Consider the following 23,298-nt stretch of genomic DNA (forward strand, 5'->3'; position numbering starts at 1 on the left):
GGACGTGTCGGGGGGTGTCCGCCCGCAGCGGCGGGCGTCAACGCAGAGCACATCCAGAGCCAACCGAGCCGCCCGACCGAGGACGGACACCCCCCGGCGCGGCCCCGACCCACAACGCACCGAACCGCGCTACGCGAACCCCCACCCACCGCAACGGGCCGCCGCAGGCCCCCGCCCACACACACGAAAAGCCCCGCCCCCCAACACAAGGGGCGGGACTTCACGGCAAGCAGCCGACGAACCGTCAGCCGATCTCAGTACCCGTGGCGGACAACGCCTCGGTCACCGGCTGGAAGAACGTCTCCCCACCGGAGGTGCAGTCACCACTGCCACCGGACGTGAGCCCGATCGCCTTGTCACCGGAGAACAGCGACCCACCACTGTCACCCGGCTCGGCGCAGACGTCCGTCTGGATCAGCCCGTTGACGATGTCACCGTTGCCGTAGTTCACGGTGGCGTCCAGCCCGGTGACCTTGCCGTCGTGCACCTGGGTGGTCGACCCGCTCCGGGTGACCTCCATGCCGACGGTGGCCTCGGCGGCCCCGCTGATGGCCTGCGAGGACCCGTTGTAGAGGTTGACCTCACTCGGGTGGTCGACCTCGGCGGTGTACTTGACCAGCCCGTAGTCGTTGTCCGGGAAGCTGGAGACCTCGTTGGTGCCGATCTGGTTGCCGCTGGAGTCCGACCAGTCCGTGATGCCCTCGGTGCAGTGCCCGGCGGTCAGGAAGAACGGCTCGCCGCCCTTGACGACGTTGAAGCCGAGCGAGCAACGCCCACTGCCACCGGTGATCGCGTCACCACCCGCGACGAAGGGCTTGAACTCCCCCTTCGACCGCTTGAGTTCCGCAGTGGCGCCCAGCCCGTCGACGACCTTGCCGAGCTTGGCCCACTCGGCGTCGGACACCGTACGGTCGGCGGTGACGACCACCTTGTTGGTCGCCGGGTCCGTCACCCACGCGGTGCCGGGAATGGTCGCGTCCTGCTTGAGCGTCGTACGCGCGCTCTTCAGCTCGGCGAGCGAGTTCTCCACGACTCTGGCCTTGGCGCCGGCCGCCTCGACGGCGTCGGCGGCGGCCTCGTCGAGGACGTTCACGACAAGGTTCTTGGTCTGCGCGTCGTAGTAGGTACCCGCGGCGTCCCCGCCGAGGTCCTTCGCGAGCGTCGAGGCGAGCTTTCCGGCCGCGCCGACCGAAAGGATCTTCGGCGTCGACGCCTCGGGCGTCTCACTCGCGTTCGCAGTCTGCAAGGTCACACCCGCGGCGACCAGTGCGGCGATACCCGCACCTGCCACGGCTGCACGCCGCTTGGGTATGCGTCGGTGCTTCAACTCACGTCCTCCTGTGGGGGGTCGGCCCGAAAGGTTGTGGGGACCTCGTCGGACCGGAAGGCGTACGGTCACGGGGGCGACACACAACAAAAGCTGCACCCGCACCGGTTGAACAACGCTCACTATTCCGAGACCCCGGGGGAGCGCACAAGGTCGACTTCCGGACGCGCGTAGAACACGGTTGCACGCCCCCGCCATCTTGACCGTGCACAGTCATACGGGGCCTCTTCGCACAGCAAACACCGCAAGCGAGCGAACCATACGCAACGCGTGAGGTCTACTCCTGTCTCAAAATCGACCCATCAGGATCCGATTCCAAGCGCGCCCCAGGAGACGGAACTTCACTCTCCCCGGCCGGCGGCGCCACGGACGACCGCTCCCCGGAGCCCGCCCCCTGCTGCGCTCCTTTCTCCAGAAAACGCAACAACTCCACCGGAATCGGAAGCACCAACGTGGAGTTCTTCTCGGCCGCCACCGCCATCACCGTCTGCAGCAGCCGAAGCTGAAGAGCCGCAGGCGCATCGGCCATCTGATGCGCCGCCTCCGCCAGCTTCTTGGAGGCCTGGAGCTCCGCGTCGGCGTTGATCACCCGCGCCCGCCGCTCCCGGTCGGCCTCCGCCTGCCGCGCCATCGACCGCTTCATGGTCTCGGGCAGCGAAACGTCCTTGATGTCCACCCGGTCGATCGTCACGCCCCACTCCACCGCCGGGCTGTCGATCATCAACTCCAGCCCCTGGTTGAGCTGTTCGCGGTTGGACAGCAGATCGTCCAGCTCGCTCTTGCCGATGATGGACCGCAGCGACGTCTGCGCCATCTGCGAGACCGCGAACCGGTAGTCCTCCACCCGGACAACGGCCTCGGCCGGCGAGGACACCTTGAAGTACACGACGGCGTCGACCCGTACCGTGACGTTGTCCCGGGTGATGCCCTCCTGCGCCGGCACCGGCATCGTCACGATCTGCATGTTCACTTTGCGCAGCTTGTCCACGCCCGGCACGATCATCGTGAACCCGGGCCCGCGCACCTGGGGCCGGAGCCTGCCGAGGCGGAAGACCACGCCTCGTTCGTACTGCTTGACGACCCGCGCCCCGGCCATGACGTACACCGCACCGGCGGACGCGAGCGCCACCCCCGCCGCCACCAGCTCCTCGATCATCAGCGACCCCCAGGAGTACGGCCCGTACTCCCGAAGGTAACCCCGCGCCACGACAAGGACGAGCCCCCGCACGACAGTTGCGTACGGGGGCTCACATGCTGCTGGCCGCGCTTCGATCCGCCCGGATCAGACCGTAGAGATCAAGCCATCGGGATCAGGGCGCCGACCGGACGTCAGTGGACCGTCAGTAGACGCTGACGCCATACGCGCTGAGGGCCTCGGTGACCGGCTGGAAGAAGGTCGTGCCACCGGAGGTGCAGTCGCCGCTGCCGCCGGAGGTCAGACCGTACGCGGTCCCGTTGCTGCCGTAGAGCGAACCGCCGGAGTCGCCGGGCTCGGCGCAGACGGTGGTCTGGATCAGACCGGAGACGACGTCGCCGCCGCCGTAGTTGACGGTCGCGTTCAGGGCGGTGACCCGGCCGCTGTGCGTGCCGGTGGTGGAGCCGTCACGGATGACGGTGGTGCCCACGCTGGGCGTGGCCGCGCGGGTGATGTCCACGCCGTTCGCGGTGCCGGGCCGGCTGACGGAACCGGAGTAGCGCACGATGCCGTAGTCGTTGCCCGGGAAGCTGGAGCCGGCGGTCGAGCCGATGACCGTGGTGCGGCCGGAGTTGGAGTACCAGGTGCCCGCGCCGTCGGTGCAGTGGCCGGCGGTCAGGAAGTACTGGTTGCCACTGCTGTCCTGGACGTTGAAGCCGAGCGAGCAGCGCCAGCTACTCGCATAGATGGCGTCGCCACCCTGGATGAACTTGCTGAACTTGCCGGGGACGCTCTTGATGGTGAGCGCGTCGGCGTCCGCCCCGGCCTGCTGCTTGATCTTCGCTATCTCCGCCTGGGAGACCGTGGAGTCGACGGTCACCGTGACGCGGTTGGTCTTGCTGTCGACGGCCCAGGCGGTGCCGGGGACGTCGGCCTTCAGCACGGAGCCGCTGACGCTCTTGAGCTCGGCGGCGCTGAAGGTGGCGGGAGTCTCCGCGGCGGTCGCGTTGGGGATCGCGATCGCGGCTGCGGCGACGAGGCCGGAGGAAACGGCGATCAGCCGGGTCCGTCTCGTGATGCCACTGCGGGGGGTGGTGCGCTTGATCCTCACTTTTCGTTCCCTCCAAGGGAAGTCGGGGGCCCGCGTGGGGGTCGGGGCCCGTGAGGCGCAGTCAGTCGGCCGGTCGTCTCCGGATCCCGAACACGTCGTGCCCCTGACAAGCGCTGAGGGGGAGTATTCGGCCGAACGGCCGGTTGGCGCAAGAGCGCCTTTCGGCCGTCAACTTTTGAACCACCTTTACGTTTTGGCCATCAGCCGCGGTCAGCGGCGTTCTGGGCCCGTCCCCGCCCCGAGCGGAGCACCTAACAACCGTCGCAAGGGCAACAGCAATCGCACCCGTCGCAGTCACAGTCACGACAGCAGCCCTCACGCTTCTTACGCGACCACGGCCCCTCGTACTCCTTCGCACAGCACAGCTTGCAGGTGCAGCACAGCAGCCAGAACATCCCGCAGCCGGCCCAGAACCCACGCCGCTTCGGCGGCTGGGGCGCCGGCACCCCGCCGAACCCCCCGAAGTCACCCCCGCCCCCGCCACCTCCGCCGGGCACGCCCCCGCCCCCCGCGTACGGGTTCCCGCCGGCGTACGGATTCCCGCCACCGGCGTACGGATTCTGCGGCGCCCCGTACGGCCCCTGCTGGGGCGGCTGCCCATAGGGACCGGGCTGATGCGACGCGCAAGCGGGCACCGTGCCGAACGCGCGGTCCACCGAGCGCCGCAGCTCGTGCACCAGCAGCAGGTGGGCGAGCCCCGGATCCGTGAACTCCACCTCGCGCAGCGCCAGCCGCACCCCCTGCACGGCGTCGTCCGCGAGCCGTCGCGCCTCGGCGAGGGAGGTGCCGGTCGCGGTGAGCGGGTTCCACGCGCCCGCCTCGGCGTCGGCCGCCCGGTCCTCCACGGCGTCCAGGAGGTGGGCCAGCCGGCCGAAGAGGCGCCCGGCCTCGGCGAGCGGCTCGGCGTTCCGCGGCCGTCCGGCCAGGATCGCGGTGTGCGCGAAGGCGGCGGCGGTCGCCGTCTCGGTCGGTTCGGTCACGGTGAGGATCGACGTCCCGATCCCGGCGAGCGTCTCGATGCCGATCTGCCGGTCCACGGCGTCGACGAGTACGGCGGTGTCGAACCCGACGGCCGAGCCGCTCCGCGCGCCCGCCGCACCCCAGCCGGTGGCGACCCGGCGCGCGGCGAGCGCCACCGGCTTACGGGCCAGCAGTCCGTCGCCGTCGGCCACATGGTCACGCACCTTGGCCGAGGCCAGCACCAGGGAGACGGCGGCGGCCAGCCGGGCGCCCTCGCCTTGCGCGACGGACGCGGTGCGCATACCGCGCAGCGGACACGGTCCGGCCGTGCGCCGCAGTCCGCTGTCCTGGTCCGCCTGAGCCTCTGTCAGAACGGAGATGAGGAGGCCGCCGTAGTTCGTCACGATCCGCGCGAACTGGCCGTGGTCGCCGCGCAGCGCGAGGCACAGCCCGCACAAATGCGCCATCCACTGGCCGGTGAGCTTCTCTCCGAGTCGATGACGGCAGGGCCTGACCATTCCGAACATGACGCTCCCCCGAGGTTCTTACGGTGTACTCACGACGCTGAGCTGCCGCATCGTACCGAGCGGAGTAGTGAACGCCGTGACGGGCTCGTTCACCCGTACGCACCTCACATCACCCAAACGCCGTGAAGAATCATATTTCACTCACAGTCAGCAGCCGTACGTGGCATGCCCCTTGGGGTACACGGGCTCTCGACGTATTCGCTGTGCACCAGTACCGTCACAAACCCCCCGCGCGGCGTCTATCCACTTGGCGCGACGTCCGCATCATGGATGACCATAGGGATACGGAATGTAAGAGAGACCGCTGTGAGAGGAGGCGTCCATGGGATCGGTGCGCAAGGCGAGTGCCTGGCTGGGCCTCGTTGACGACAACGATGACGAGCGTTACTACGACGACGACTACTCGGAAGGGACCGAGCCCGGCGAGGCCTGGGTCACCGACCCGCGGGTCAAGGTGGCCACGGACGTCGCCGAGGAGAAGGGCCGCCGCATCGGCACGGTCACTCCGGACAGCTTCCGGGACGCCCGCGCCATCGGCGAGCTGTTCCGGGACGGGGTCCCGGTCATCATGAACCTCACGGCCATGGAGCCCGCGGACGCCAAGCGGGTCGTCGACTTCGCGGCGGGCCTCATCTTCGGTCTGCGCGGCTCGATCGACCGGGTGTCCAACCGCGTGTTCCTGCTGACCCCGGCCGACACGGAGATCATCAGCGGTGAGCGTGCGACGCACCGCGAGGACGGCTTCTACAACCAGAGCTGAGGCAGGGCCGTCCACCGGCCCTGCCCCCTCCTGGTGGGCTCACCGGAAGGCGTCGAGTCCGGTGAGCGCCTTGCCCAGCACGAGCTGGTGCATCTCGACGGTGCCCTCGTAGGTGAGCACCGACTCAAGGTTGGTCGCGTGCCGCATCACGGGGTATTCGAGCGAGATCCCGTTGGCGCCGAGGATCGTCCGGGACATACGGCAGATGTCGATGGCCTCACGGACGTTGTTGAGCTTGCCGAAGCTGACCTGCTCGGGACGCAGGCGGCCGGCGTCCATGCGCCGCCCCAGATGATGGGCGAGCAGAATCCCCTTGTGCAGTTCGAGCGCCATGTCGGCGAGCTTGGCCTGGGTGAGCTGGAAGCCCCCGATCGGCCGGCCGAACTGCTCCCGCGTCTTCGCGTAGTCGACAGCGGCCTCGAAACAGGACCGCGCAGCCCCCATGGCGCCCCACACGATCCCGTACCGCGCGTGCGAGAGACAGCTGAGCGGCCCCTTGAGCCCCACGACCTCCGGCAGCACGGCGTCGGCCGGCAGTCGTACGTCGTCCAGCACGAGCTCACTGGTGACGGAGGCGCGCAGCGACAGCTTGTGCTTGATCTCAGGAGCGGAGAACCCGGCACTGTCGGCCGGCACGACGAACCCGCGGATCCCCTCCTCCGTCTGCGCCCACACCACTGCGACCCCGGCGACGGACCCGTTGGTGATCCACATCTTCCGCCCGCTGAGCACCCAGTCGGCGCCGTCGCGCTTGGCGTAGGTCCGCATGGACGCCGGGTCGGACCCGTGGTCGGGCTCGGTCAGCCCGAAGCACCCGATGACCTCACCGGAGGCCATCCGGGGCAGCCACTCCTGCTTCTGCTCCTCGCTCCCGAACCGGTGGATGGCGTACATGGCGAGGGAGCCCTGCACGGAGACGAGGGACCGGATCCCGGAGTCGGCGGCCTCCAGCTCCAGACAGGCGAGCCCGTACTGCACGGCGGAGGCCCCGGTACAGCCGTACCCCTCCAGCGACATCCCGAGGGCACCGATCTCCCCGAGCTCCCGCGCGAGTTCCCGGATCTCCGGCAGCTCCCCCTTCTCGTACCACTCGGCGACATACGGCACGACCCGATCCGCCGCCCAAGCCCGCACGGTGCTCCGGATCGCCAGGTCCTCGGGCTCCAGGAGGTCGTCGATACCGAGGGGATCGGCGGGGTCGAACGGGGGCAACTTCGAGGACGCTGACATGGGACACCCTCCGGGAGGATTAAAACTAGCGCCGCTAGTTACGACTCTGGGCAGACGCTACGACGCGGTGTCCCGCACGTCCAGTACGACCCCCACGGGACTCGTTCGCCACGTAGGGGCGGCCGCCGGCGGCGATCGGCCCCCACGGGAGACGTCCACCTGTCAACGAACCGTAAACGGGTGGTGCGTGGGTGGGAGAAGGCTTTGGTCAAGCGGAGACGCGGGACTCCACGACTTCCCTCGGCTTGGGCAACTCCACCGCGGGCGCCTCACACTGCATGACCCGCGGCAACCGCAACGCCATCACGGCCCCCAGCAGCAACAACCCCGCACTCACCAGCAACGTCACATGCAGCCCGTGCACAAAACAGTCCCGAGCCGCCCGCTGCAGAGCCACCCCCGCAGACCCGCCCAGCCGCGCAGCGACCTCGTACGCCTCACCCAGCGAATGCGAAGCCGCCGCGGAGGCCGACGCCGGAACACCCGACACGTTCGCCAGCCCGGGGGCATACGCCGCGTTCATCACGCTGCCCAGCAGCGCGATGCCGATCCCCGCGCCCAGCTGGTACGAGGTCTCGCCGATCGCCGCAGCCCCACCCGCCTGCTCGGGCGGAGCCTCGCTCAGCATCGATTCGTACGCCCCGAAGAGCGTCGTCTCCAGCCCGAAGCCCAGCAGCACGAACCCGAACAACAGCAGCCCGGGGTTGTCCTCGCCGCCCATCGCCGTCAGCAGCAGCACCGCGACGGCCGTCAGCACGAACCCGGCGCACACCATCCGCCGCGGCCCGAACCGCCGCAGCATCCGCGCGCCCGCGAGCCCGGCCGCCATCGCCGCGAACGTCAGCGGCAGCAGCCGTAGACCCGTCTCCAGCGGCGAGAGTCCCAGCACCAGCTGCAGATACTGCGCCGCGATCAGTTCGAGCCCCACGAGCGCGAGCATCGCCAGCACGATGCAGCCGACCGAGGTACTGAACGCCGGCCGCGCGAACATCCGCAGGTCCACCAGCGGAAACTCCCGGCGCCGCTGCCGCCGTACGAAGAGCACCAGCAGCACCGCGCCTACCACCAGCGGCACCAGGGTGAGCAGGCTGGCCACCTGCTCCCCGCCGCCGAGCCGCTTGACGCCCAGCACCATGCCGAACAGTCCGGCCGCCGCCATCAGCGCGCCGACGACGTCCCAGGGACCCTTGCCGTCGCCCTTGGACTCGGGCAGCAGCAGCCGTCCCACCGGGAGGCTGACCAGCATCAGCGGGATGTTGACGAGGAAGACCGAGCCCCACCAGAAGTGTTCGAGGAGGAAGCCGCCGAGCAGCGGTCCGACGGCCGCGCCGACCGCGGCGACGGCGCTCCAGATGCCGATGGCGAGGGCCCGCTCGCGCCGGTCGGGGAAGACCTGGCGCAGGATCGACAGGGTCGCGGGCATGATCATCGCGCCGCCGACACCGAGCAGGGCGCGGGCCACGATCAGCACCTGTGGATCGTGGGCGAGGGCCGCGAGGCCCGAGGCGAGACCGAAGAGGGCGTAACCGAGGAGCAGGACGCGTCTGCGGCCCACCCGGTCGCCGAGCGTGCCGAAGAGGATCAGCAGCGAGGCGCAGACCAGCGGATAGATGTCGACGATCCAGAGCAGCTCTATCGCGCCGGGCCTGAGGTCCTCGGTGACGGCCGGCACAGCCACGTGCAGCACGGTCGCGTCGACCGCGACGAGCAGCAGGCTGGCACAGAGGACGACGAGGACGACCCAGCGGTTGGCACCGGCCCCGGCCGCCCGACGGCGCAGCCCAGCGGCAGCCGTGGTCGTCCCGGACATGTACGTACCTCCCAGATGTTCCCTCGCCCCCGGCGGTCACACGGGGTGGGGACTCCCCGTGGCCCGGCCGGAGAGGAGCGGTGGTCTCCGGCCCACGCGACGAAGGGCGAGTGACTCGTCAGAGTACGCGAGTCCGACTCGGCGCCGAGTGGCGGACCTCTCACACCTGTGCGGAACCAGTGTGGCGTATGCCACTCCCGCCCCCTTCCGTCGCACTCCCGCCGACCTCCCCGTTCTGCCCCCGCCGATAATCGGGCCCGTGACCGATCTTGCGATGCGCGTGACCCCGGCCCGTTCCGAGGCGCTGCGCCGGGCCGCCCCGGCGCTCCTCGGGTACGCGGCCGTACGCGCCCTCGGGCTGCTCGTCCTGGCCCTGTGGAGCGCGATGCGCGACAAGGACGCGTACACCCTGCTGACCGCCCGCTGGGACGCGCTCTGGTACACGAGGATCGCCGAGCTGGGGTACGGCTACGAGGTGCGGCTGCCGAACGGCGACGTGCACTCGAATCTCGCGTTCTTCCCGCTGTTGCCCTGGCTGGAGCGGCTGGTCGCGGAGGTGTCCCCGCTGTCGTACGCCGACGGCGGCTTCGTCGTCAGCCTGCTGGCCTCGCTCGCCGCGGCCTGGGGGATCTTCGCGGTGGCGGAGCATGTGTACGGCCGCCGCGTCGGTGTCTGCGCGGTCCTGCTGTGGGCGGTCCTGCCCGTCGGGGTCGTGCAGTCGATGGCGTACAGCGAGTCACTGTTCACGGCGCTGGCCGCCTGGTCCCTCTACGCGGTCCTGACCGGCCGCTGGATCACGGCGGGCACCCTGGCCCTGCTGGCGGGGCTGACCCGGCCGGTGGGACTGGCCGTGGTCGCGGCGGTGTGGGTGGCGGGCATCGCCGCGTTCGTGCGGGAGCGCGGGGCCGCCCGGGCGCCGGGCGCGGGCGGCCCGGGACTCCCCCGCGGTGTTCCGGTGCGCCGCGCACTGGGGATGCTGCTCGCCCCGCTCGGCGTCGCCGCCTATGTCCTGTGGGTCGGCCACCGCACCGGCAAGGGCCCGCTGGGCTATCTCGACGTCCAGGCGGGCTGGCGCAACGGTTTCGACGGCGGGTACGCCTTCGCCCGGTTCGTCGCCGAAAAGTTCACGTCGTTGCCGTCGGCCCTGGCAGGGGTCGGGCTGCTGGTCGGCGTCGGCCTGCTGGTCTGGCTGTATGTCGTCTGCGTACGGCAGCGCCAGCCGTTGCCGCTGCTGGTGTACGCGGGTGTCGTCACCGCACTCGCCCTGTGCGCGTCGAGCTACTTCGGCTCGAAACCGCGCCTGCTGCTGCCCGCTTTCCCGCTGCTCCTGCCGCTCGCCCGGTCCCTCGCCGGCCTGCGTACCCGCAGGTCGGTGCTGCTGGTGGGCGCTGTGGCCGTGGCCTCGGCGGCGTACGGGGGGTTCTGGCTGAACGGCAGCGGTCCGCCCTGACCGCCGGTGGGCCCAGGGAAGCTCCGAGAGAATTCCGCATTATGCGCCGGTGAACAAATACAAAAGCGCGATAAACGCCCGGTCCGGAATGATCAAAGGAATTGAGGGCCACCGTCTCCGACGATTACGCATTCGCTCGAAATAAACTCCCCCCTGAGAGGAATCCCACATCACATCGTCATCACAAAGACGGTGAATCGACCGGGATCCGAGCTCACTCGCTGTAACGTCGATTGGGTGCGTACCAAACCGAAGCCCACCCGTCTGGACCGGGTGTTCGCCAGACTGGATCGTGAGCCGGAACGACCGGCCCACATCAGTGTGCCGACGACGAGCCGACACCGGATCGTGCTCCTCGGCGCGACCCTGGCCTTCTACGCGGCCATCGTGTGGGCCATCGTCATCACTTCCTGGCTGGTCCGGCTGGACTGGCAGGTCATGTTCTTCCGCCCCTACCAGCAGTGGGCGGAGATCCACGCCTTCGTCGACTACTACGTGGTGCTCGGCCAGCGCGGCCCGACCGCCGTGATGGTCGCGGCGTGGCTCGGCTGGCGCTCCTGGCGGCAGCACACGCTGCGCCCGCTGCTCGCGCTCGGCGTCTCCCTGCTGCTGCTGAACGTCACCGTCGGCGCCGCCAAGATCGGCATGGGCCGCCTCGGACCGCACTACGCGACGACCGTCGGCTCCAACGAGATGTGGCTGGGCGGCGATATATTTCCCAGCGGCCACACCGCCAACGCCGTGGTGACCTGGGGGATCCTGGCCTATCTGGCCTCGACCCCGAGAGCGCGCCGCTGGCTGTCGGCCCTGTCGGCGGTGACCTCGCTGGGCGTGGGCCTGTCCACCGTCTACCTGGGTACGCACTGGCTGAGCGATGTGCTGCTCGGCTGGGCCGCCGGCCTGCTCATCCTGCTGGCCCTGCCCTGGTTCGAGCCGCTGATCGCCCGCTCCGAGGCCTGGATCTTCGACCTGCGCGACCGGTGGCGCGAGCGCCGCACCGGCGTGGTCACCGTGCCGGCCGCCCCGGTCGAGGCCCCGGTGCTGCTCAAGCCCTGCCCTGTGGGCGCCGAGGACGAGGCCGCCGCCCGCGAGGCGGCCACCGCGGCCCGCTCGCCCCGGACGACCCTCCATCCGCCCGTCTACCTGGCACCCGGCCCGCACACAGCCCGCGCGGAGCGCACTCCGGTGACCCCGGTCGGCAGCCGCCGGCCGCCGCACACGGACCGCGTCGCGCGCGGCGCGCCCCAGACGGCCCGCCCCCTCACGGGCGGCTGACCGCCCGGACGGCGGGGTTCGGTACGCACGACCCCCCGCCCGACCGCACGGTGAAGGCGAAGGCCCCGGCCCCTCGACAGGAGCCGGGGCCTTCGCCCGTCTGCCGGTCTGCGTCAGCCCTTCCAGGCCCGCGCCACCTGGCCGTCCTTCACCTCGAAGTTCAGGCGACCGCTGCGGTACTCCATGGTGATGATCGCCCCCGGCGGCAGGGAACGCACCGTCGACCACCCTCGGTCACGGGCGAGTCGCTCGGCCCGGTCGGCGGCCAGACCGACGTATGTGTCCGGGCTGTCCTGCGGTTCGGCGGGGGGTTTCGGAATGGGTGCCATGCCGCCACGCTAGGCCCTGCGCGAGGGTTCGGGCCAGAGCGGACAGAGAGCCTTTGTAGCGGCCATCCAGGTCACACGTACCTCTGGGGTCACGCTTTTGTCACAGAATCACGACACGCGTTTCGGCCACTCTTCGTCACACGGACGGGCGGTTCCCTAGGCCTTCCGCAGGCATTCGATCGTAATTTCCGCGTGTCGCGCCGACCAGGTCAATAGCCCGGGGAAAAGTTCCCGGGGAACTGCCGCCGACCCCTTTTCCCGCCGCCGCGACAATGGCTGCCGCCGCGGTGGGCGTACGGGCCGCGGGATCCGATGCCGCACAGAAAATACATGGTTCCGACACAGAAACCCCGTACGCCCCCTGTCGGAGCGCCGTCGACGCGAGCATCATGGCGTGAGCTCGCGTCGGCGCGTGCGGCGCGGGCTTCAGCGGGCCCGGGGCGCGACGAGCGAAGGGGCGAGCGAGCGATGGGGACGCAGACCGTACCGGCGACGGCACGACCCATGCGAGGCAAACAGCCCGGCGGCCGGGTGGTCGTCGACTGGCTGACCACGACCGACCACAAGAAGATCGGCCATCTCTACCTGATCACGTCGTTCCTGTTCTTCCTGGCCGGCGGTGTCATGGCGCTGCTGATGCGGGCCGAACTGGCTCGGCCGGGTATGCAGTTGCTGAGCAACGAGCAGTTCAACCAGCTCTTCACCATGCACGGCACGATCATGCTGCTGCTGTTCGCCACCCCGACCTTCGCGGGCTTCGCCAACGAGCTGATGCCGCTGCAGATCGGCGCCCCGGACGTGGCCTTCCCACGGCTGAACATGTTCTCGTACTGGCTGTTCCTGTTCGGCGGCCTGATCGTGATGAGCTCGCTGATCGTGCCGGACGGGCCGGCCTCCTACGGCTGGTTCGCCTACGCGCCGCTGAACAGCCTGGAGCGCTCGCCCGGCATCGGCCCCGACCTGTGGATCATGGGCCTGGCACTGGCGGGCTTCGGCACGATCCTCGGCGCGGTCAACTTCATCACCACGATCATCGGGATGCGCGCCCCGGGAATGACGATGTTCCGGATGCCGATCTTCGTGTGGAACACCCTGTTCACGTCGATCCTGATCCTGATGGCGTTCCCGGTGCTGGCCGCGGCCCTGCTGGTGCTGGAGGCGGACCGCCGGTTCGGCTCGGTGGTGTTCGACGCGGGCAACGGCGGGGCGCTGCTGTGGCAGCACCTGTTCTGGTTCTTCGGGCATCCCGAGGTGTACATCATCGCGCTGCCGTTCTTCGGCATCATCACGGAGATCATCCCGGTCTTCAGCCGCAAGCCGATCTTCGGCTATCTGACGCTGGTCGGGGCGACGATGGCGATCACCGGTCTGTCGATCGTGGTGTGGGCGCACCACATGTTCGTCACCGGCGCGGTGTTGCTGCCGTTCTTCTCGTTCATGAGTTTCCTGATCGCGGTGCCGACGGGTGTGAAGTTCTTCAACTGGACCGGGACCATGATCAAGGGCTCGCTGTCCTTCGAGACACCGATGCTGTGGGCGACCGGCTTCCTGGTGACGTTCCTCTTCGGCGGGCTGACCGGGGTGATCCTGGCGTCGCCGCCGCTGGACTTCCACGTCTCCGACTCGTACTTCGTCGTCGCCCACTTCCACTACGTCGTCTTCGGCACGGTCGTCTTCGCGATCTTCGCCGGGTTCCACTTCTGGTGGCCCAAGTTCACCGGGAAGATGCTCGACGAACGGCTCGGCAAGATCCACTTCTGGACGCTGTTCGTCGGCTTCCACACCACGTTCCTGGTGCAGCACTGGCTGGGCGCGGAGGGCATGCCGCGCCGCTACGCCGACTACCTGGCCGCCGACGGCTTCACGGCACTCAACACGGTCTCCACGATCGGCGCGTTCCTGCTCGGCCTGTCGACGCTGCCGTTCCTCTACAACGTCTGGAAGACCGCCAAGTACGGCAAGAAGGTCGAGGTCGACGACCCCTGGGGCTACGGCCGCTCCCTGGAGTGGGCGACCTCCTGCCCGCCCCCGCGGCACAACTTCAACGCGCTGCCGCGGGTCCGCTCCGAGTCCCCGGCGTTCGACCTGCACCATCCGGCGCACGCGTTGGAGGCTCCGCAGCCCGAGCCAAAGAGCGAGCAAGCAGGCCGTGAGCCGTCCTGATCCTCGCCACCAGCTCGGCCGGCTCCAGGACCTCGAACTCGAAGCCCATCAGCATCACATGGATCACCATCACGTCGAGGCTTCCGGCGCCGGTGCGCAGCAGACAGCTGCCGGGACCGTCTGCCTCCAGTTGCCCGTCCGACGGCGAGATGTGCTCGGCGGCCTCCTCCAGGGGCACCAGCAGCCGGATGACGGCATGCGCGGCGTACGCGCGCGTGGAGACGCCCCGGGAGACGTAGGCGGCGAGGTCCTCGGCGGGCGGTGTGCGCGGGGTGAAGCGCGGGCCGTGCGGCGGCCTGGGGGTGACGCGGTCGACGCGGAACGTCCGCCAGTCCTCGCGGTCGAGGTCCCAGGCGACCAGGTACCAGCGGCGCTCGCTGCACACCAGGCGGTGCGGCTCGACACTGCGGCGGGTGGGGGCGCCCTCGTGATCGCGGTACTCGAAGCGCAGTCGCTCGGCGTCCCGGCAGAGGTGGGCGAGCTCGGTCAGCACGGCCGGGTCGACGGCAGAGGGCTGGGGGCCGCGCAGCATCGGCACGGTGAAGGCGTTGAGGGCGCCCACGCGGCGGCGCAGCCGGTTGGGCAGGACCTGCTCCAGCTTGGCGAGGGCCCGTACGGAGGTTTCGCCGATGCCCTCGATGCCCTGGCCCGCGGCCGTGCGCAGGCCTACGGCGACGGCGACCGCCTCGTCGTCGTCCAGCAGCAGGGGTGGCAGCTCGGCGCCGGCCCCGAGCTGGTAGCCGCCGCCGGTGCCGGGGCTGGCGTTGACCGGGTAGCCGAGTTCGCGCAGGCGGTCGACGTCGCGGCGCACTGTGCGGGGGGTGACGCCGAGGCGTTCGGCGAGCTGAGCGCCGGACCATTCTCGGTGGGCCTGGAGGAGGGAGAGCAGTCGCAGGAGCCTGGCGGAGGTGTCCAGCATGATCCGAGTCTGCCAGTCGCCTAATAGCCCGGCGGTACGGATATCGCGGGCGGGTGCGGGCTCGTAGGGGTTGATCGCACAGTTCCCCGCGCCCCTGAGGGCGTTGTCGCTAACCGGCATTCGACGCTGAGGTTTCCCTGGCGGGTCGCGTACGGGACCCGGGAGGCGAGGGAATCCACCTTCATCGCGCCCGGCGCCAAGCGGTGCGGTTCGCCCTCCGTCACGCGCGCGTACGCGTCCCAGTGCCCCTCCGGCAGGGCCACGCTGCTGGGAAGCGCGGCGCGCAGGCGGCCCTTCGTGGCCGGCGTCAGGGGCAAGGTGACCTCTTCGTGGCCCTCGCGATGGCGCAGGACCAGGTGGGCCGTCTCGGTGGCCCCGGCCGCCGTGACGTCGAAGGTCAGTCCGCCGGCCGAATCCGCGATGCAGTCGGCGCGCAGTGGTGCGGCGTGCGACACGGGCGTCATGCGCTGCGGTACCTCCCTGGACTCGCTTCTCGGTCTACTCCCTGTTCTGCTGCGTCAGTTGGACCGGTGACACGGCCCTATGGTTGCCCGTCACGGCCGGTACGACAGTTGCGGGACGTCGAAGCACGTGGTGTTCATGTCTCCTTGGGAGACCCAGCCCCGGCCGTCCTCCCAGCGGGCCACCGACAGACAGGTCCGGCGGCTCTTCGGCGGTTCGGCCAGCCGCTCGAACCTGACCGGGAGCAGCAGGCCGTCGGCGGTGTATCCCTGGCCGCGGTTCATGAAGTCGTCCACGCACGCGCGCGTGACGCCCTGTTCGGCACATGACTTCGCCGCGTCCGTGAACCACATGGCCGCCGCCCAGCCCTCCAGTTGCCACTGGGAGTGCGTCTTCAGCCCCTTGGTGGCGTCCCGGAACTCCCGTACTGCGTCCTGCTCCGTGTCCTCGTGGTTGCGGGACGAGCCGGACGCCCACAGGGCGTTGCGGCAGTGCGGGGCGTCCTTGTAGTCGTCGGCGACGGTGGACGTCCAGTTCTGTACGTTCGTGACCTTGGCGGTGACCTCAGCGCCGACGGCGTCCATCGCCTCGCACAGCTGGGCGTTGCCGTGCGTGTCCATGGCGTCGAAGACGAGGTCGGCGCCCTGCTCCTTGAGATCGGCGGCCACCGCGCGGAAGTTGGGCAGCGCGAAGTCGACCTGCTCGGTGACCACCTTGTAGCCCTCGGCCTTCAGTCCCCGCTCGACGAGCCGGGCGTACGCGGCGGACGCGGGCTGGTTGTACGAGACGACAGCGGCCGTACGGGCGCCGTGCTCGCGCTTGAAGTAGCGGTAGACCTCCGTGCCGCCGTACTGCCTGCCGTCCCAGCCGGTCGTGCCGTCGCGGGGCGCGAGGCTGCCGTAGATGCCGTACAGGTGCGGGTAGGTGTCGTAGGCGGCCCCGATGGGCTGGCCGCCGATGTCGGGCACGCGTGCGCGTGCGACGCGGGAGGCGCCGGCGTAGTCGAGGGCGGTGGTGGCGACCAGGGCGACGACCTCGTCCTCGTCGATCAGCCGGTGCACGCACTCGTTGTTGCCGACGCCGCTGCCGCCGTCGTCGCACTCGCGGACCTCGACCCTGCGCCCGTCGACGCCTCCGCGCGCGTTGAGGCGGTCGAAGTACGCCTTGGCTCCGTCGCGCGGGCCGGTGAAGGCGTTGCCGCCGACCGGGCTGGTGGCGCTGGTGACGACCCCGACCCGGATGGGGGTGCGGTCGCGGGCCGGCGCCGGGGAGCCGCCGCGGTCACGGTGCTCGAAGTCGCTCTCCGGCAGCCTGCTGCCGCACGCCGTGCTCAACGCCAGCAGCACCACGACGATCGCCGCCTCAGCACCCCGGGACCGGCGACCCATTGCCGCTCAACTGGACCAGCGCGCACAGCGTCTTGACGGACACCTTCCAGGTGCCGTCCTGTTCGACCGCGGTCCCGGAGGCGTTCGGCAGGGCGGTCGCGCCCTTCAGGGTCAGGTCGTACGTCACGTCCGCCTCGGTCGGCGAGGTGAACTCGACCTTGGAGACCTTCGCCTCGACCTGCCCGCCGCGCTCGTCACCGCTGAACGCCTTCAGGACCGGCCCCATCCGGTCGCCGTTCTCCAGCACGGCCTGCTTCTCCTCCGTGGAGGTCGCCGGGTCGAAGAACTTCTGCCAGTTCTGCTTGATCTCCGTCTCGGCCGCGCCCACGTCGGGGGGCGCCGTCGCGGCCGGGGCCGTCCGCTCGACGGTCGGTGTCGGCGGCGTCGCGTCGCCGCCGCCTCCCTCGTCGTCGCTGCACGCGGCAAGGGCCGGGGCGAGGAAGAGGAGCAGAGCGGCCACCGGTGCGGCCCCCCGTCCCCTGAATGTGTTGCTCCGCCTGACGTCGCTCCCGAGAACCATCTGGCTCACCACCGGGTGTCGATCCGGGCTGTGCGCGCCCGGTGCTTTCAGGGTCAGCTTGCAGGAGGCATAGTGCAAGTCCATTGGCAGACATGGAATAGCGCCAGGCACATGCGCAGAAACCCGGCGCGCATGCACACAGACCCGACGTGTGGGAGCCAGCGATGCGGACAGCGCGACTGCGGACCGTGCACCCCGTCCGGTGGGCCGGCTGGGCCGCGCTCGCCGCCGGCGCGGTGCTGTGCGTCATCGGCTGGTACGGCGTCTCCGGCGAGCGGTTCGCCGAGCGGCAGCTGCCGTACCTCGCGTCCTGCACGGTCCCCGGCGCCGCGCTGATCATCGCCGGGTCGGTGCTGCTGACCCACGGCCGGGGAGCGCTCGCCGCCGCGCGCGTGGAGGAGCTGTACGGCCTTCTGGTGGCCGTGGAACCGGCCGACGCCGAGGAGTCCGGGCAGGCGGCCGCGGCTCCGCAGGCGGTCAGCGGGGACCTGCTGATGGTGCCCGGCGGCACCCTCTGGCACCGCGCGGACTGCCCGCTGGTCGCCGGGAAGGCGGAGGCCGTGCCCGTCGACGCGAAACTGGTGCGCAGCGGCGAGCTGGGCCCGTGCCCGATCTGTGAGCCCGCCGAAGCGGACGACTGAGGCGGACGCCGATGTCCTCGCTGACGTACGACCTCACACTGGCCGGTCTGTCGGTCGGCGGCGCCGCCGCGCTCACCGGGATCGGCCTGGTCGTGACGTACCGGGCGACCGGCGTGCTGAACTTCGCGCACGGCGCCATCGCCATGGTGTGCGCGTACGCGCTGCGCGGTTGCGTGGTCGAGTGGGGCTGGCCGCTGTGGGCGGGCGCGACGGTGACGCTGCTGGTCCTGGCGCCCGGCATCGGGGTGGTGCTGGAACGGTTCGTCTTCCGCCCGCTGGCCGTCCTGGGCGGCGACCCGGCGCAGACCCTGGTCGCGTCCATCGGCGTGTTCGTGCTGCTGGTGGGCGGCGCGGTGCTGCTCTGGGGCCAGGGGGCACGGGACGACGCGCCGGAACTGGTGTCGGCGGACCCGTGGGGCCAACTGGCGGTGGCGCTGCTGCTGGCGGCCGGTGTCACGGCGGTCATCCGCTGGACGCGCTTCGGCCGCGAACTGCGCGCCGTGGTGGACGACCGGCAACTGGCCGTCCTCGGGGGTATCGACGCGGACCGGGTGGCGGCGGCGGGCTGGGCCTTCGGCTCGTTCACGGCGGGCCTGACGGGCGTCCTGCTGGCGCCGTACGTGCGTCTGGACCCGTACGGCATGCCGCTGCTGGTCATGGAGGTCGTCGCGGTCGCGGTGGCCGCCCGGATGCGCAGCCTGCCGGTCGCGGTACTGACGGCCGTGACGATCGGGGTCGCCCAGAGCCAGCTGACGCGCCTGCACCCGTCCGGCTGGGGCGCACCCCTCCTCCAAGCCGTCGGCACGAACCTCTTCGTCGTCGCCCTGCTGATCGCGGCCCTGGCCCTCCCCCCGGTCGGCGCCCGCGACGCCCTGCCCCGCACGGCCACCGCGCGCGTACCGACACCTCCGGGCGCCTGGATCGTGGCGCTCGTGCTCTTCCTCCTCCCCCTCGGCTTCGCGGGCTCGGACCTGCATACGTCGGTGCAGGTGCCGGCGCTGGCCGTGGTGCTCCTGTCCCTGGTGGTCGTCACGGGCCGCGGCGGCCAGATCTCCCTCGGCCAAGCGGCCTACGCGGGCCTCGGCGCCCTGTTCACGGCCCTGCTGGCGGCGGGCCGCCTCCCGGGCCTGCCCCGCCTGCCGGAGCTCGCGGCCCTGACCCTGGCGGTCGTCCTGGTGGCTCCCCTGGGCCTGCTCACCGGCTGGCCCGCGATCAGCCGCCGGGGCCTGGCGTTGGCGCTGGTGACCTTCGCGGTCGGCGTCGGCGTGAGCCGCTTCGTCTTCACCCAGCCGTACGCGATCTCGGGCCTCTCCCTGAACCGCCCGGCGGGCTTCGAGGGCGACCGCGCGTACTACGTCCTCGAACTGCTGCTCCTCGGCGCCGCCCTCCTCACGACCTGGCTGCTGCGCCGGGGCCGCACGGGCCGGGCCCTGGCCGCGATGCGCGACCACGAGTCCGGGGCATCGGCGGCAGGCGTCCAGGTCCCCTCCCTCAAACTCCTGGCCTTCGTCGCGGGCGCCGCCCTCGCAGCCCTGGGCGGCGGCCTGCTCGGCATGGGCCTGCGCGCCTTCGACCCGTCCGCCTACGACCCCGTCCGCGGCCTCCTCTGGTTCGCCGCGGTCATCGTCCTCGGCGCCGACAGCACCCTCGGCGCCCTGGCCGCCGCAGCCCTCCTGGTCGGCCTCGACGCAGGCACCCGCGGCGGCGTGGCAGCGGCCCTGATCGGCATCCTGGCGGCACTGGTGGGCCGCTTCCCCGAGGGCCCGCACGAGGCATGGCGGTCCCGCAGGAGGCGGAGGACGGGGTTGACGCCGCTGGGGATGGGGGTGCGCGGGCGGTTGCGGCAGGTGGGGCGGGGGGTTACGCCCGGGCGGAGCTTCACGGGGCTGACGGGCCCGACAGGCCCGACAGGCCCGACAGGCCCGACAGGCCCGACAGCGTCAGGCGTAGCGCGGCGGACGCTCTCCACTCCGGCCAGCCCCTCAGGCCCCAGCCCCGCAGACCCCAGCCCGACAGCGACCCCCCACCCGGCCGCGGCCGCCGACGGCGCTGAACCCCCACAAGGGCCACCCGCACCCGACGACGAAAGCAGCACGGGTGGTGCGGGTGGGACCCCCAACGCGGCCGAAGGCCGCGTGCCCACCCACACACCCGCACCAGAACCCACCCCCCTCACCACCCACCACCTCCAGGCCCACTACAACGGCTTCACCGCCCTCGACGACGTGACCGTCACCGTCCCACCCGGCAGGGTCACCGCCGTCATCGGCCCCAACGGCGCAGGCAAATCCACCCTGTTCCACTGCCTCGCCGGCACCCACCACCCCACCCACGGCCAAGTCCACCTGGGCCCCCACGACATCACCCACCTCCCCGCACACACCCGCACCCGCCTGGGCATCGCCCGCACCTTCCAGCAACTCGCCGTCTTCCCCTCCCTGACCGTCGCCGAGAACGTCCGCGTAGGCGCCGAGCAGGGAAGAACCCGAGACCCGTCCGCCGTCGAACGTTCCCTCCGACTCCTGGGACTCGACGGCCCCGTGAGAGCTCTCCCCGCAGCAGACCTCCCCACCGGCACACTGAGACGCGTAGAACTGGCCAGAGCCCTCGCGGGCAACCCGCGCGTACTGCTCCTCGACGAGCCCGCCGCCGGCCTCGACACCGCCGAAGTCACCGCACTGACCCGCGTCCTGAAGGCCCTCGCCGCCGACGGCATGGCCCTGCTGGTCGTCGAACACGACCTGGACCTGGTCGCCGACGTCGCCGACACCGTGCACGTCATGGCGGCGGGCCGCATCATCGCCTCGGGCCCTCCCGACCGCGTCCTCGACACGGCAGGCCCCCAGGAGCCCCCCGCATGACCCCGAACCCGCCCACGCCCGCGCCCGCGCCCGCGCCCGCGACCAAGATCTCCCTGCACAACGCGCGCGTGCGCTACGGCCCCTTGGAGGCCCTCCACGGCGTCACCCTCACCGCCCCCGGCCCCGGCCTCACCGTGCTGCTGGGCCGCAACGGCTCCGGCCGTACGACCGCCCTGCGTGCCCTCGCCGGAACCGTGCCCCTGTCCGGCGGCGCGGTGTTCTGGGACGGCACCGACGTGACCCGTGTGCCCGCGCACGAGCGGGCCCGCCGCGGACTGTGCCTGGTCCCCGAACGGCAGGCGGTGTTCGCCTCCCTCACCGTGCGCGAGCACCTCGAACTCGCGGCCGGTTCGTACGACATCGCCCTCGACGCCTATCCCGGCCTCGAACCCCTCCTCATCCGCCGCGCCGGCACCCTGTCCGGCGGCGAGCAGCGCATGCTCGCCCTCTCCCGTGCCCTGTCGGCACGCGCGCGTGTCGTGCTCGTGGACGAGCCCACGCAGGGCATGTCACCCACGGTGGCCGCTCGCACGTACAGGCTGCTGAGCGAACTCCACGCGTGTGTGGTCGTCGCCGAGCAACGACTGCCGCCCGTCCTGCACGGCCGGGCGGCACTCGTCCACGAACTGCGGCGCGGCGCGGTCGTGTTCAGCGGCGAGTCGGGCGAATGGGAGCGCCGTGCCGCGCGCCGAACCGGGTCGATCCCTTCCGGATGAGCGTCGACCCCTTCCGGATGAGCAGCGAGGTCTTCTCCGTCAGCTGCTCCGTGACGCTCTGTTTGGCCATGTCCAGGCGGCCCTTGAGCCCGTACCGCCTGGAGCAGTGCGGCCACGCACCCCATCCCTGCGAGGCCGCCACCTTCCGGGCGATCGCGATCTGCTGCTGACGGGTGGCGAGATCCGCCCGTTCGGCGTACTTCGTCCCGCCGAAAGCCTCCCAGGTCGACTGCGAGAACTGCAGCCCCCCGTAGTGGCCGTTGCCGGTGTTGATGTGCCAGTTCCCGCCGCTCTCGCACTTGGCGACGCAGCCCCAGGGCCATTGGTCCTTGGCACACTCGTACGCCACGCGTTTGGGCGGCGGTCCGGGGGCCGGTCGCGGCGCCGTATGACTGGCGCGGGTGGCATATGTGGCGCGCGCTGTGTGCGTCGCGTGTGTGGCGTTCGACGGACGCGTCACCTGCGTGGCGTTCGACGCGTGCGTGGCGTTCGACGTTCCCGGAGCCACGGCGGTGAACAGGGCGGCGACCAGGACGATCTTGAGCGGTGTGCATTTCATATGAGCACGCTAGGCAGCTTATTGCGACCTTCCGGGGCGGCGCGTCCGACGGGAGCGGGTGCCCCACCCGGTCGGCGGACCGGGCGGGGCACGGTGCCCTGGCCAGGGAGCGACACTCAGAGTTCGAGACGCTGCCCGGGCACGATCAGATGGGGATCAGCGCCGATGACGGACTGGTTGGCGGCGTAGAGCTGCCGCCAGGTGGTCCCGTGCCGGGCGGCGATGCCGCTCAGCGTGTCGCCCGTACGGACGGTGTAGTCCCCGCGGGACGAGCTGCGGTTCGTGTGCCCCGCCGAACGCTCCGGCGTCTGCGCCGAAGTGGACGGGGCCGCCTTGGGTGCGGAGGGGGCCGAGCCGGCGGCGGAAGCCGCGGGTGCGCTCCCGGACGCTCCGGCCCGGGCCGAACAGGTCGGCCACGCGCCCCATCCCTGGGCGCGCTGCACCTTGGTCGCCACGGCGATCTGCTGGTCCTTGCTCGCCCGGTCGGCCGTCGGCGCGTACGCCGTGCCGCCGTAGGCGCGCCAGGTGGAGGCGGCGAACTGCAGTCCGCCGTAGTAGCCGTTGCCGGTGTTGATGTGCCAGTTGCCGCCGCTCTCGCACTGGGCGATGCGGTCCCACACTGCGCTGTCCGCCGCCGCGGCGTTGCCGGTCGCGGCCAGCAGCCCGAGCGGAGCGAGCAGTGCCGCTCCAGCGAGGACCGCCGTCGTACGGGTCCGGTTCCCGTTCGGAGCCGAAGCCTTCGGCGCCTTCCGAGTGTTGTCGCGCGTGTTATCGGCACATTCGGACATGTAGTTCCCTCTCGAAGCACTCGGGGTCCCCCAAGGCTGGACGCCACTCGCCACGCCATGGGGCGGGTGAGCGGCGCGGCCCCGTCCGCCGGAGGTGGTGCTGTGCGCTGGCTGGTGCGGTTCGGCGGACGTACCCGAGCGGTGCTCGTTGCACACGGCCGAGGAATCTAGGGACAGCGGCCGTTCGGCATCAACCAACTCCTTGTCACTCCAGGCCAGTTCGCCGTTACCCCAGGTATCGGCGATTTTCGGCCACCCACTTCATTCGCTGATTTCAGGATTTGTCGACCAGACCCCCTGACGATCTGTGACACACCACACGCAACCAACCTCCTTTGTTCTCCGAGGAGTTGACCGTGAGTGGGCG

19 protein-coding genes and 1 pseudogene are annotated in these 23,298 nt (G+C 70.8%); 7 read left to right on the forward strand and 13 right to left on the reverse strand.

The window, feature by feature from the left end; translation table 11 throughout:
- Positions 1-244: 244 nt before the first annotated feature.
- The 4 genes from AQJ67_RS39840 to AQJ67_RS39855 form a co-directional block, all read right to left on the reverse strand.
- Complete coding sequence (locus AQJ67_RS39840; protein ID WP_062724395.1) at positions 245-1,327, reverse strand: S1 family peptidase; 1,083 nt, start codon at positions 1,325-1,327, stop codon at positions 245-247.
- Positions 1,328-1,604: 277 nt separating this feature from the next.
- Positions 1,605-2,483 (reverse strand): slipin family protein, encoded by an 879-nt coding sequence (locus tag AQJ67_RS39845; protein WP_062724454.1) that lies wholly within the window; start codon positions 2,481-2,483, stop codon positions 1,605-1,607.
- 184 nt (positions 2,484-2,667) lie between these two features.
- The gene (locus AQJ67_RS39850; protein ID WP_062724396.1) at positions 2,668-3,573 is read right to left on the reverse strand and encodes a S1 family peptidase; all 906 of its coding nucleotides are present in this window, start codon (positions 3,571-3,573) and stop codon (positions 2,668-2,670) included.
- Positions 3,574-3,824: 251 nt separating this feature from the next.
- Positions 3,825-5,060: a DUF5685 family protein gene (locus AQJ67_RS39855; RefSeq protein WP_208615126.1), complete on the reverse strand. Its 1,236-nt coding sequence runs from the start codon at positions 5,058-5,060 to the stop codon at positions 3,825-3,827.
- A gap of 322 nt (positions 5,061-5,382) precedes the next feature.
- Here AQJ67_RS39855 and AQJ67_RS39860 point away from each other — a divergent pair, with 322 nt between their 5' ends.
- On the forward strand, positions 5,383-5,820 hold the full coding sequence (locus AQJ67_RS39860) for a cell division protein SepF (RefSeq protein ID WP_048582470.1): 438 nt from the start codon (positions 5,383-5,385) through the stop codon (positions 5,818-5,820).
- Between the two features lie 39 nt (positions 5,821-5,859).
- Here AQJ67_RS39860 and AQJ67_RS39865 read toward each other — a convergent pair whose 3' ends face one another.
- Both AQJ67_RS39865 and AQJ67_RS39870 read right to left on the reverse strand, forming a co-directional pair.
- Complete coding sequence (locus AQJ67_RS39865; protein WP_062724398.1) at positions 5,860-7,050, reverse strand: acyl-CoA dehydrogenase family protein; 1,191 nt, start codon at positions 7,048-7,050, stop codon at positions 5,860-5,862.
- 208 nt (positions 7,051-7,258) lie between these two features.
- Positions 7,259-8,860, reverse strand: coding sequence for an MFS transporter (locus AQJ67_RS39870; RefSeq protein WP_062724399.1), 1,602 nt, complete (start codon positions 8,858-8,860; stop codon positions 7,259-7,261).
- 259 nt (positions 8,861-9,119) lie between these two features.
- Here AQJ67_RS39870 and AQJ67_RS39875 point away from each other — a divergent pair, with 259 nt between their 5' ends.
- Together AQJ67_RS39875 and AQJ67_RS39880 are read left to right on the forward strand one after the other, a co-directional pair.
- Positions 9,120-10,310 carry a mannosyltransferase family protein gene (locus AQJ67_RS39875; protein WP_062724400.1) on the forward strand — a complete coding sequence of 397 codons (1,191 nt, stop codon included), beginning with the start codon at positions 9,120-9,122 and terminating at the stop codon, positions 10,308-10,310.
- Between the two features lie 237 nt (positions 10,311-10,547).
- Positions 10,548-11,585 carry a phosphatase PAP2 family protein gene (locus AQJ67_RS39880; RefSeq protein WP_062724401.1) on the forward strand — a complete coding sequence of 346 codons (1,038 nt, stop codon included), beginning with the start codon at positions 10,548-10,550 and terminating at the stop codon, positions 11,583-11,585.
- A gap of 113 nt (positions 11,586-11,698) precedes the next feature.
- Here AQJ67_RS39880 and AQJ67_RS39885 read toward each other — a convergent pair whose 3' ends face one another.
- Positions 11,699-11,914 carry an I78 family peptidase inhibitor gene (locus AQJ67_RS39885; protein WP_062724402.1) on the reverse strand — a complete coding sequence of 72 codons (216 nt, stop codon included), beginning with the start codon at positions 11,912-11,914 and terminating at the stop codon, positions 11,699-11,701.
- A gap of 504 nt (positions 11,915-12,418) precedes the next feature.
- Here AQJ67_RS39885 and ctaD point away from each other — a divergent pair.
- A pseudogene (gene ctaD, locus AQJ67_RS39890) lies at positions 12,419-13,957 on the forward strand (aa3-type cytochrome oxidase subunit I); the annotation flags it as partial.
- On the opposite strand, the gene AQJ67_RS46270 reads toward ctaD, so the two are convergent.
- The 4 genes from AQJ67_RS46270 to AQJ67_RS39910 form a co-directional block, all read right to left on the reverse strand.
- On the reverse strand, positions 13,956-14,996 hold the full coding sequence (locus AQJ67_RS46270; RefSeq protein ID WP_079056484.1) for a WYL domain-containing protein: 1,041 nt from the start codon (positions 14,994-14,996) through the stop codon (positions 13,956-13,958). The pseudogene ctaD and the gene AQJ67_RS46270 sit on opposite strands and share 2 nt — an antisense overlap.
- Positions 14,997-15,016: 20 nt before the next feature.
- Complete coding sequence (locus tag AQJ67_RS39900; RefSeq protein WP_062724405.1) at positions 15,017-15,460, reverse strand: hypothetical protein; 444 nt, start codon at positions 15,458-15,460, stop codon at positions 15,017-15,019.
- 90 nt (positions 15,461-15,550) lie between these two features.
- Positions 15,551-16,846, reverse strand: a complete 1,296-nt coding sequence (locus tag AQJ67_RS39905) for an ABC transporter substrate-binding protein (RefSeq protein WP_062724406.1) — start codon at positions 16,844-16,846, stop codon at positions 15,551-15,553.
- Positions 16,821-17,366 carry an MTB12 C-terminal domain-containing protein gene (locus AQJ67_RS39910; protein WP_062724455.1) on the reverse strand — a complete coding sequence of 182 codons (546 nt, stop codon included), beginning with the start codon at positions 17,364-17,366 and terminating at the stop codon, positions 16,821-16,823. Before AQJ67_RS39910 ends, AQJ67_RS39905 begins: the two co-directional genes overlap by 26 nt.
- 164 nt (positions 17,367-17,530) lie before the next feature.
- Between AQJ67_RS39910 and AQJ67_RS39915 the strand changes: the two genes are divergently transcribed.
- The 3 genes from AQJ67_RS39915 to AQJ67_RS39925 are packed head-to-tail and all read left to right on the forward strand — an operon-like array spanning position 17,531 to position 21,584.
- Positions 17,531-18,007 carry a hypothetical protein gene (locus tag AQJ67_RS39915; RefSeq protein WP_062724407.1) on the forward strand — a complete coding sequence of 159 codons (477 nt, stop codon included), beginning with the start codon at positions 17,531-17,533 and terminating at the stop codon, positions 18,005-18,007.
- 11 nt (positions 18,008-18,018) lie between these two features.
- Positions 18,019-20,868, forward strand: coding sequence for a branched-chain amino acid ABC transporter permease/ATP-binding protein (locus AQJ67_RS39920; RefSeq protein WP_062724408.1), 2,850 nt, complete (start codon positions 18,019-18,021; stop codon positions 20,866-20,868).
- The gene (locus tag AQJ67_RS39925; protein WP_062724409.1) at positions 20,865-21,584 is read left to right on the forward strand and encodes an ATP-binding cassette domain-containing protein; all 720 of its coding nucleotides are present in this window, start codon (positions 20,865-20,867) and stop codon (positions 21,582-21,584) included. The genes AQJ67_RS39920 and AQJ67_RS39925 overlap by 4 nt, the downstream gene beginning before the upstream one ends.
- On the opposite strand, the gene AQJ67_RS46275 is transcribed toward AQJ67_RS39925, so the two are convergent.
- A complete protein-coding gene (locus tag AQJ67_RS46275) occupies positions 21,517-22,143 on the reverse strand; it encodes a transglycosylase family protein (RefSeq protein WP_079056481.1) in 627 nt (208 codons plus the stop codon). The genes AQJ67_RS39925 and AQJ67_RS46275 overlap by 68 nt on opposite strands.
- 116 nt (positions 22,144-22,259) lie before the next feature.
- On the reverse strand, positions 22,260-22,931 hold the full coding sequence (locus tag AQJ67_RS39935; RefSeq protein ID WP_062724410.1) for a LysM peptidoglycan-binding domain-containing protein: 672 nt from the start codon (positions 22,929-22,931) through the stop codon (positions 22,260-22,262).
- Positions 22,932-23,298: the final 367 nt, after the last annotated feature.

Origin of the sequence: Streptomyces caeruleatus (genome assembly GCF_001514235.1) — a bacterium.
GTDB classification, from domain to species: Bacteria; Actinomycetota; Actinomycetes; order Streptomycetales; family Streptomycetaceae; genus Streptomyces; species Streptomyces caeruleatus.

Excerpts from the sequence above, each read along its gene's own strand:
- AQJ67_RS39870 (WP_062724399.1), bottom strand. The coding sequence starts at position 8,860 with ATGTCCGGGACGACCACGGCTGCCGCTGGGCTGCGCCGTCGGGCGGCC.
- AQJ67_RS39910 (WP_062724455.1), bottom strand. The coding sequence starts at position 17,366 with ATGGTTCTCGGGAGCGACGTCAGGCGGAGCAACACATTCAGGGGACGG.
- AQJ67_RS39920 (WP_062724408.1), top strand. The coding sequence starts at position 18,019 with ATGTCCTCGCTGACGTACGACCTCACACTGGCCGGTCTGTCGGTCGGC.
- AQJ67_RS39925 (WP_062724409.1), top strand. The coding sequence starts at position 20,865 with ATGACCCCGAACCCGCCCACGCCCGCGCCCGCGCCCGCGCCCGCGACC.
- AQJ67_RS39855 (WP_208615126.1), bottom strand. The coding sequence starts at position 5,060 with ATGTTCGGAATGGTCAGGCCCTGCCGTCATCGACTCGGAGAGAAGCTC.
- AQJ67_RS39845 (WP_062724454.1), bottom strand. The coding sequence starts at position 2,483 with ATGATCGAGGAGCTGGTGGCGGCGGGGGTGGCGCTCGCGTCCGCCGGT.
- AQJ67_RS39935 (WP_062724410.1), bottom strand. The coding sequence starts at position 22,931 with ATGTCCGAATGTGCCGATAACACGCGCGACAACACTCGGAAGGCGCCG.
- AQJ67_RS39860 (WP_048582470.1), top strand. The coding sequence starts at position 5,383 with ATGGGATCGGTGCGCAAGGCGAGTGCCTGGCTGGGCCTCGTTGACGAC.
- AQJ67_RS39885 (WP_062724402.1), bottom strand. The coding sequence starts at position 11,914 with ATGGCACCCATTCCGAAACCCCCCGCCGAACCGCAGGACAGCCCGGAC.
- AQJ67_RS39900 (WP_062724405.1), bottom strand. The coding sequence starts at position 15,460 with ATGACGCCCGTGTCGCACGCCGCACCACTGCGCGCCGACTGCATCGCG.
- AQJ67_RS39865 (WP_062724398.1), bottom strand. The coding sequence starts at position 7,050 with ATGTCAGCGTCCTCGAAGTTGCCCCCGTTCGACCCCGCCGATCCCCTC.
- AQJ67_RS46275 (WP_079056481.1), bottom strand. The coding sequence starts at position 22,143 with ATGAAATGCACACCGCTCAAGATCGTCCTGGTCGCCGCCCTGTTCACC.
- AQJ67_RS39905 (WP_062724406.1), bottom strand. The coding sequence starts at position 16,846 with ATGGGTCGCCGGTCCCGGGGTGCTGAGGCGGCGATCGTCGTGGTGCTG.
- AQJ67_RS39915 (WP_062724407.1), top strand. The coding sequence starts at position 17,531 with ATGCGGACAGCGCGACTGCGGACCGTGCACCCCGTCCGGTGGGCCGGC.
- AQJ67_RS46270 (WP_079056484.1), bottom strand. The coding sequence starts at position 14,996 with ATGCTGGACACCTCCGCCAGGCTCCTGCGACTGCTCTCCCTCCTCCAG.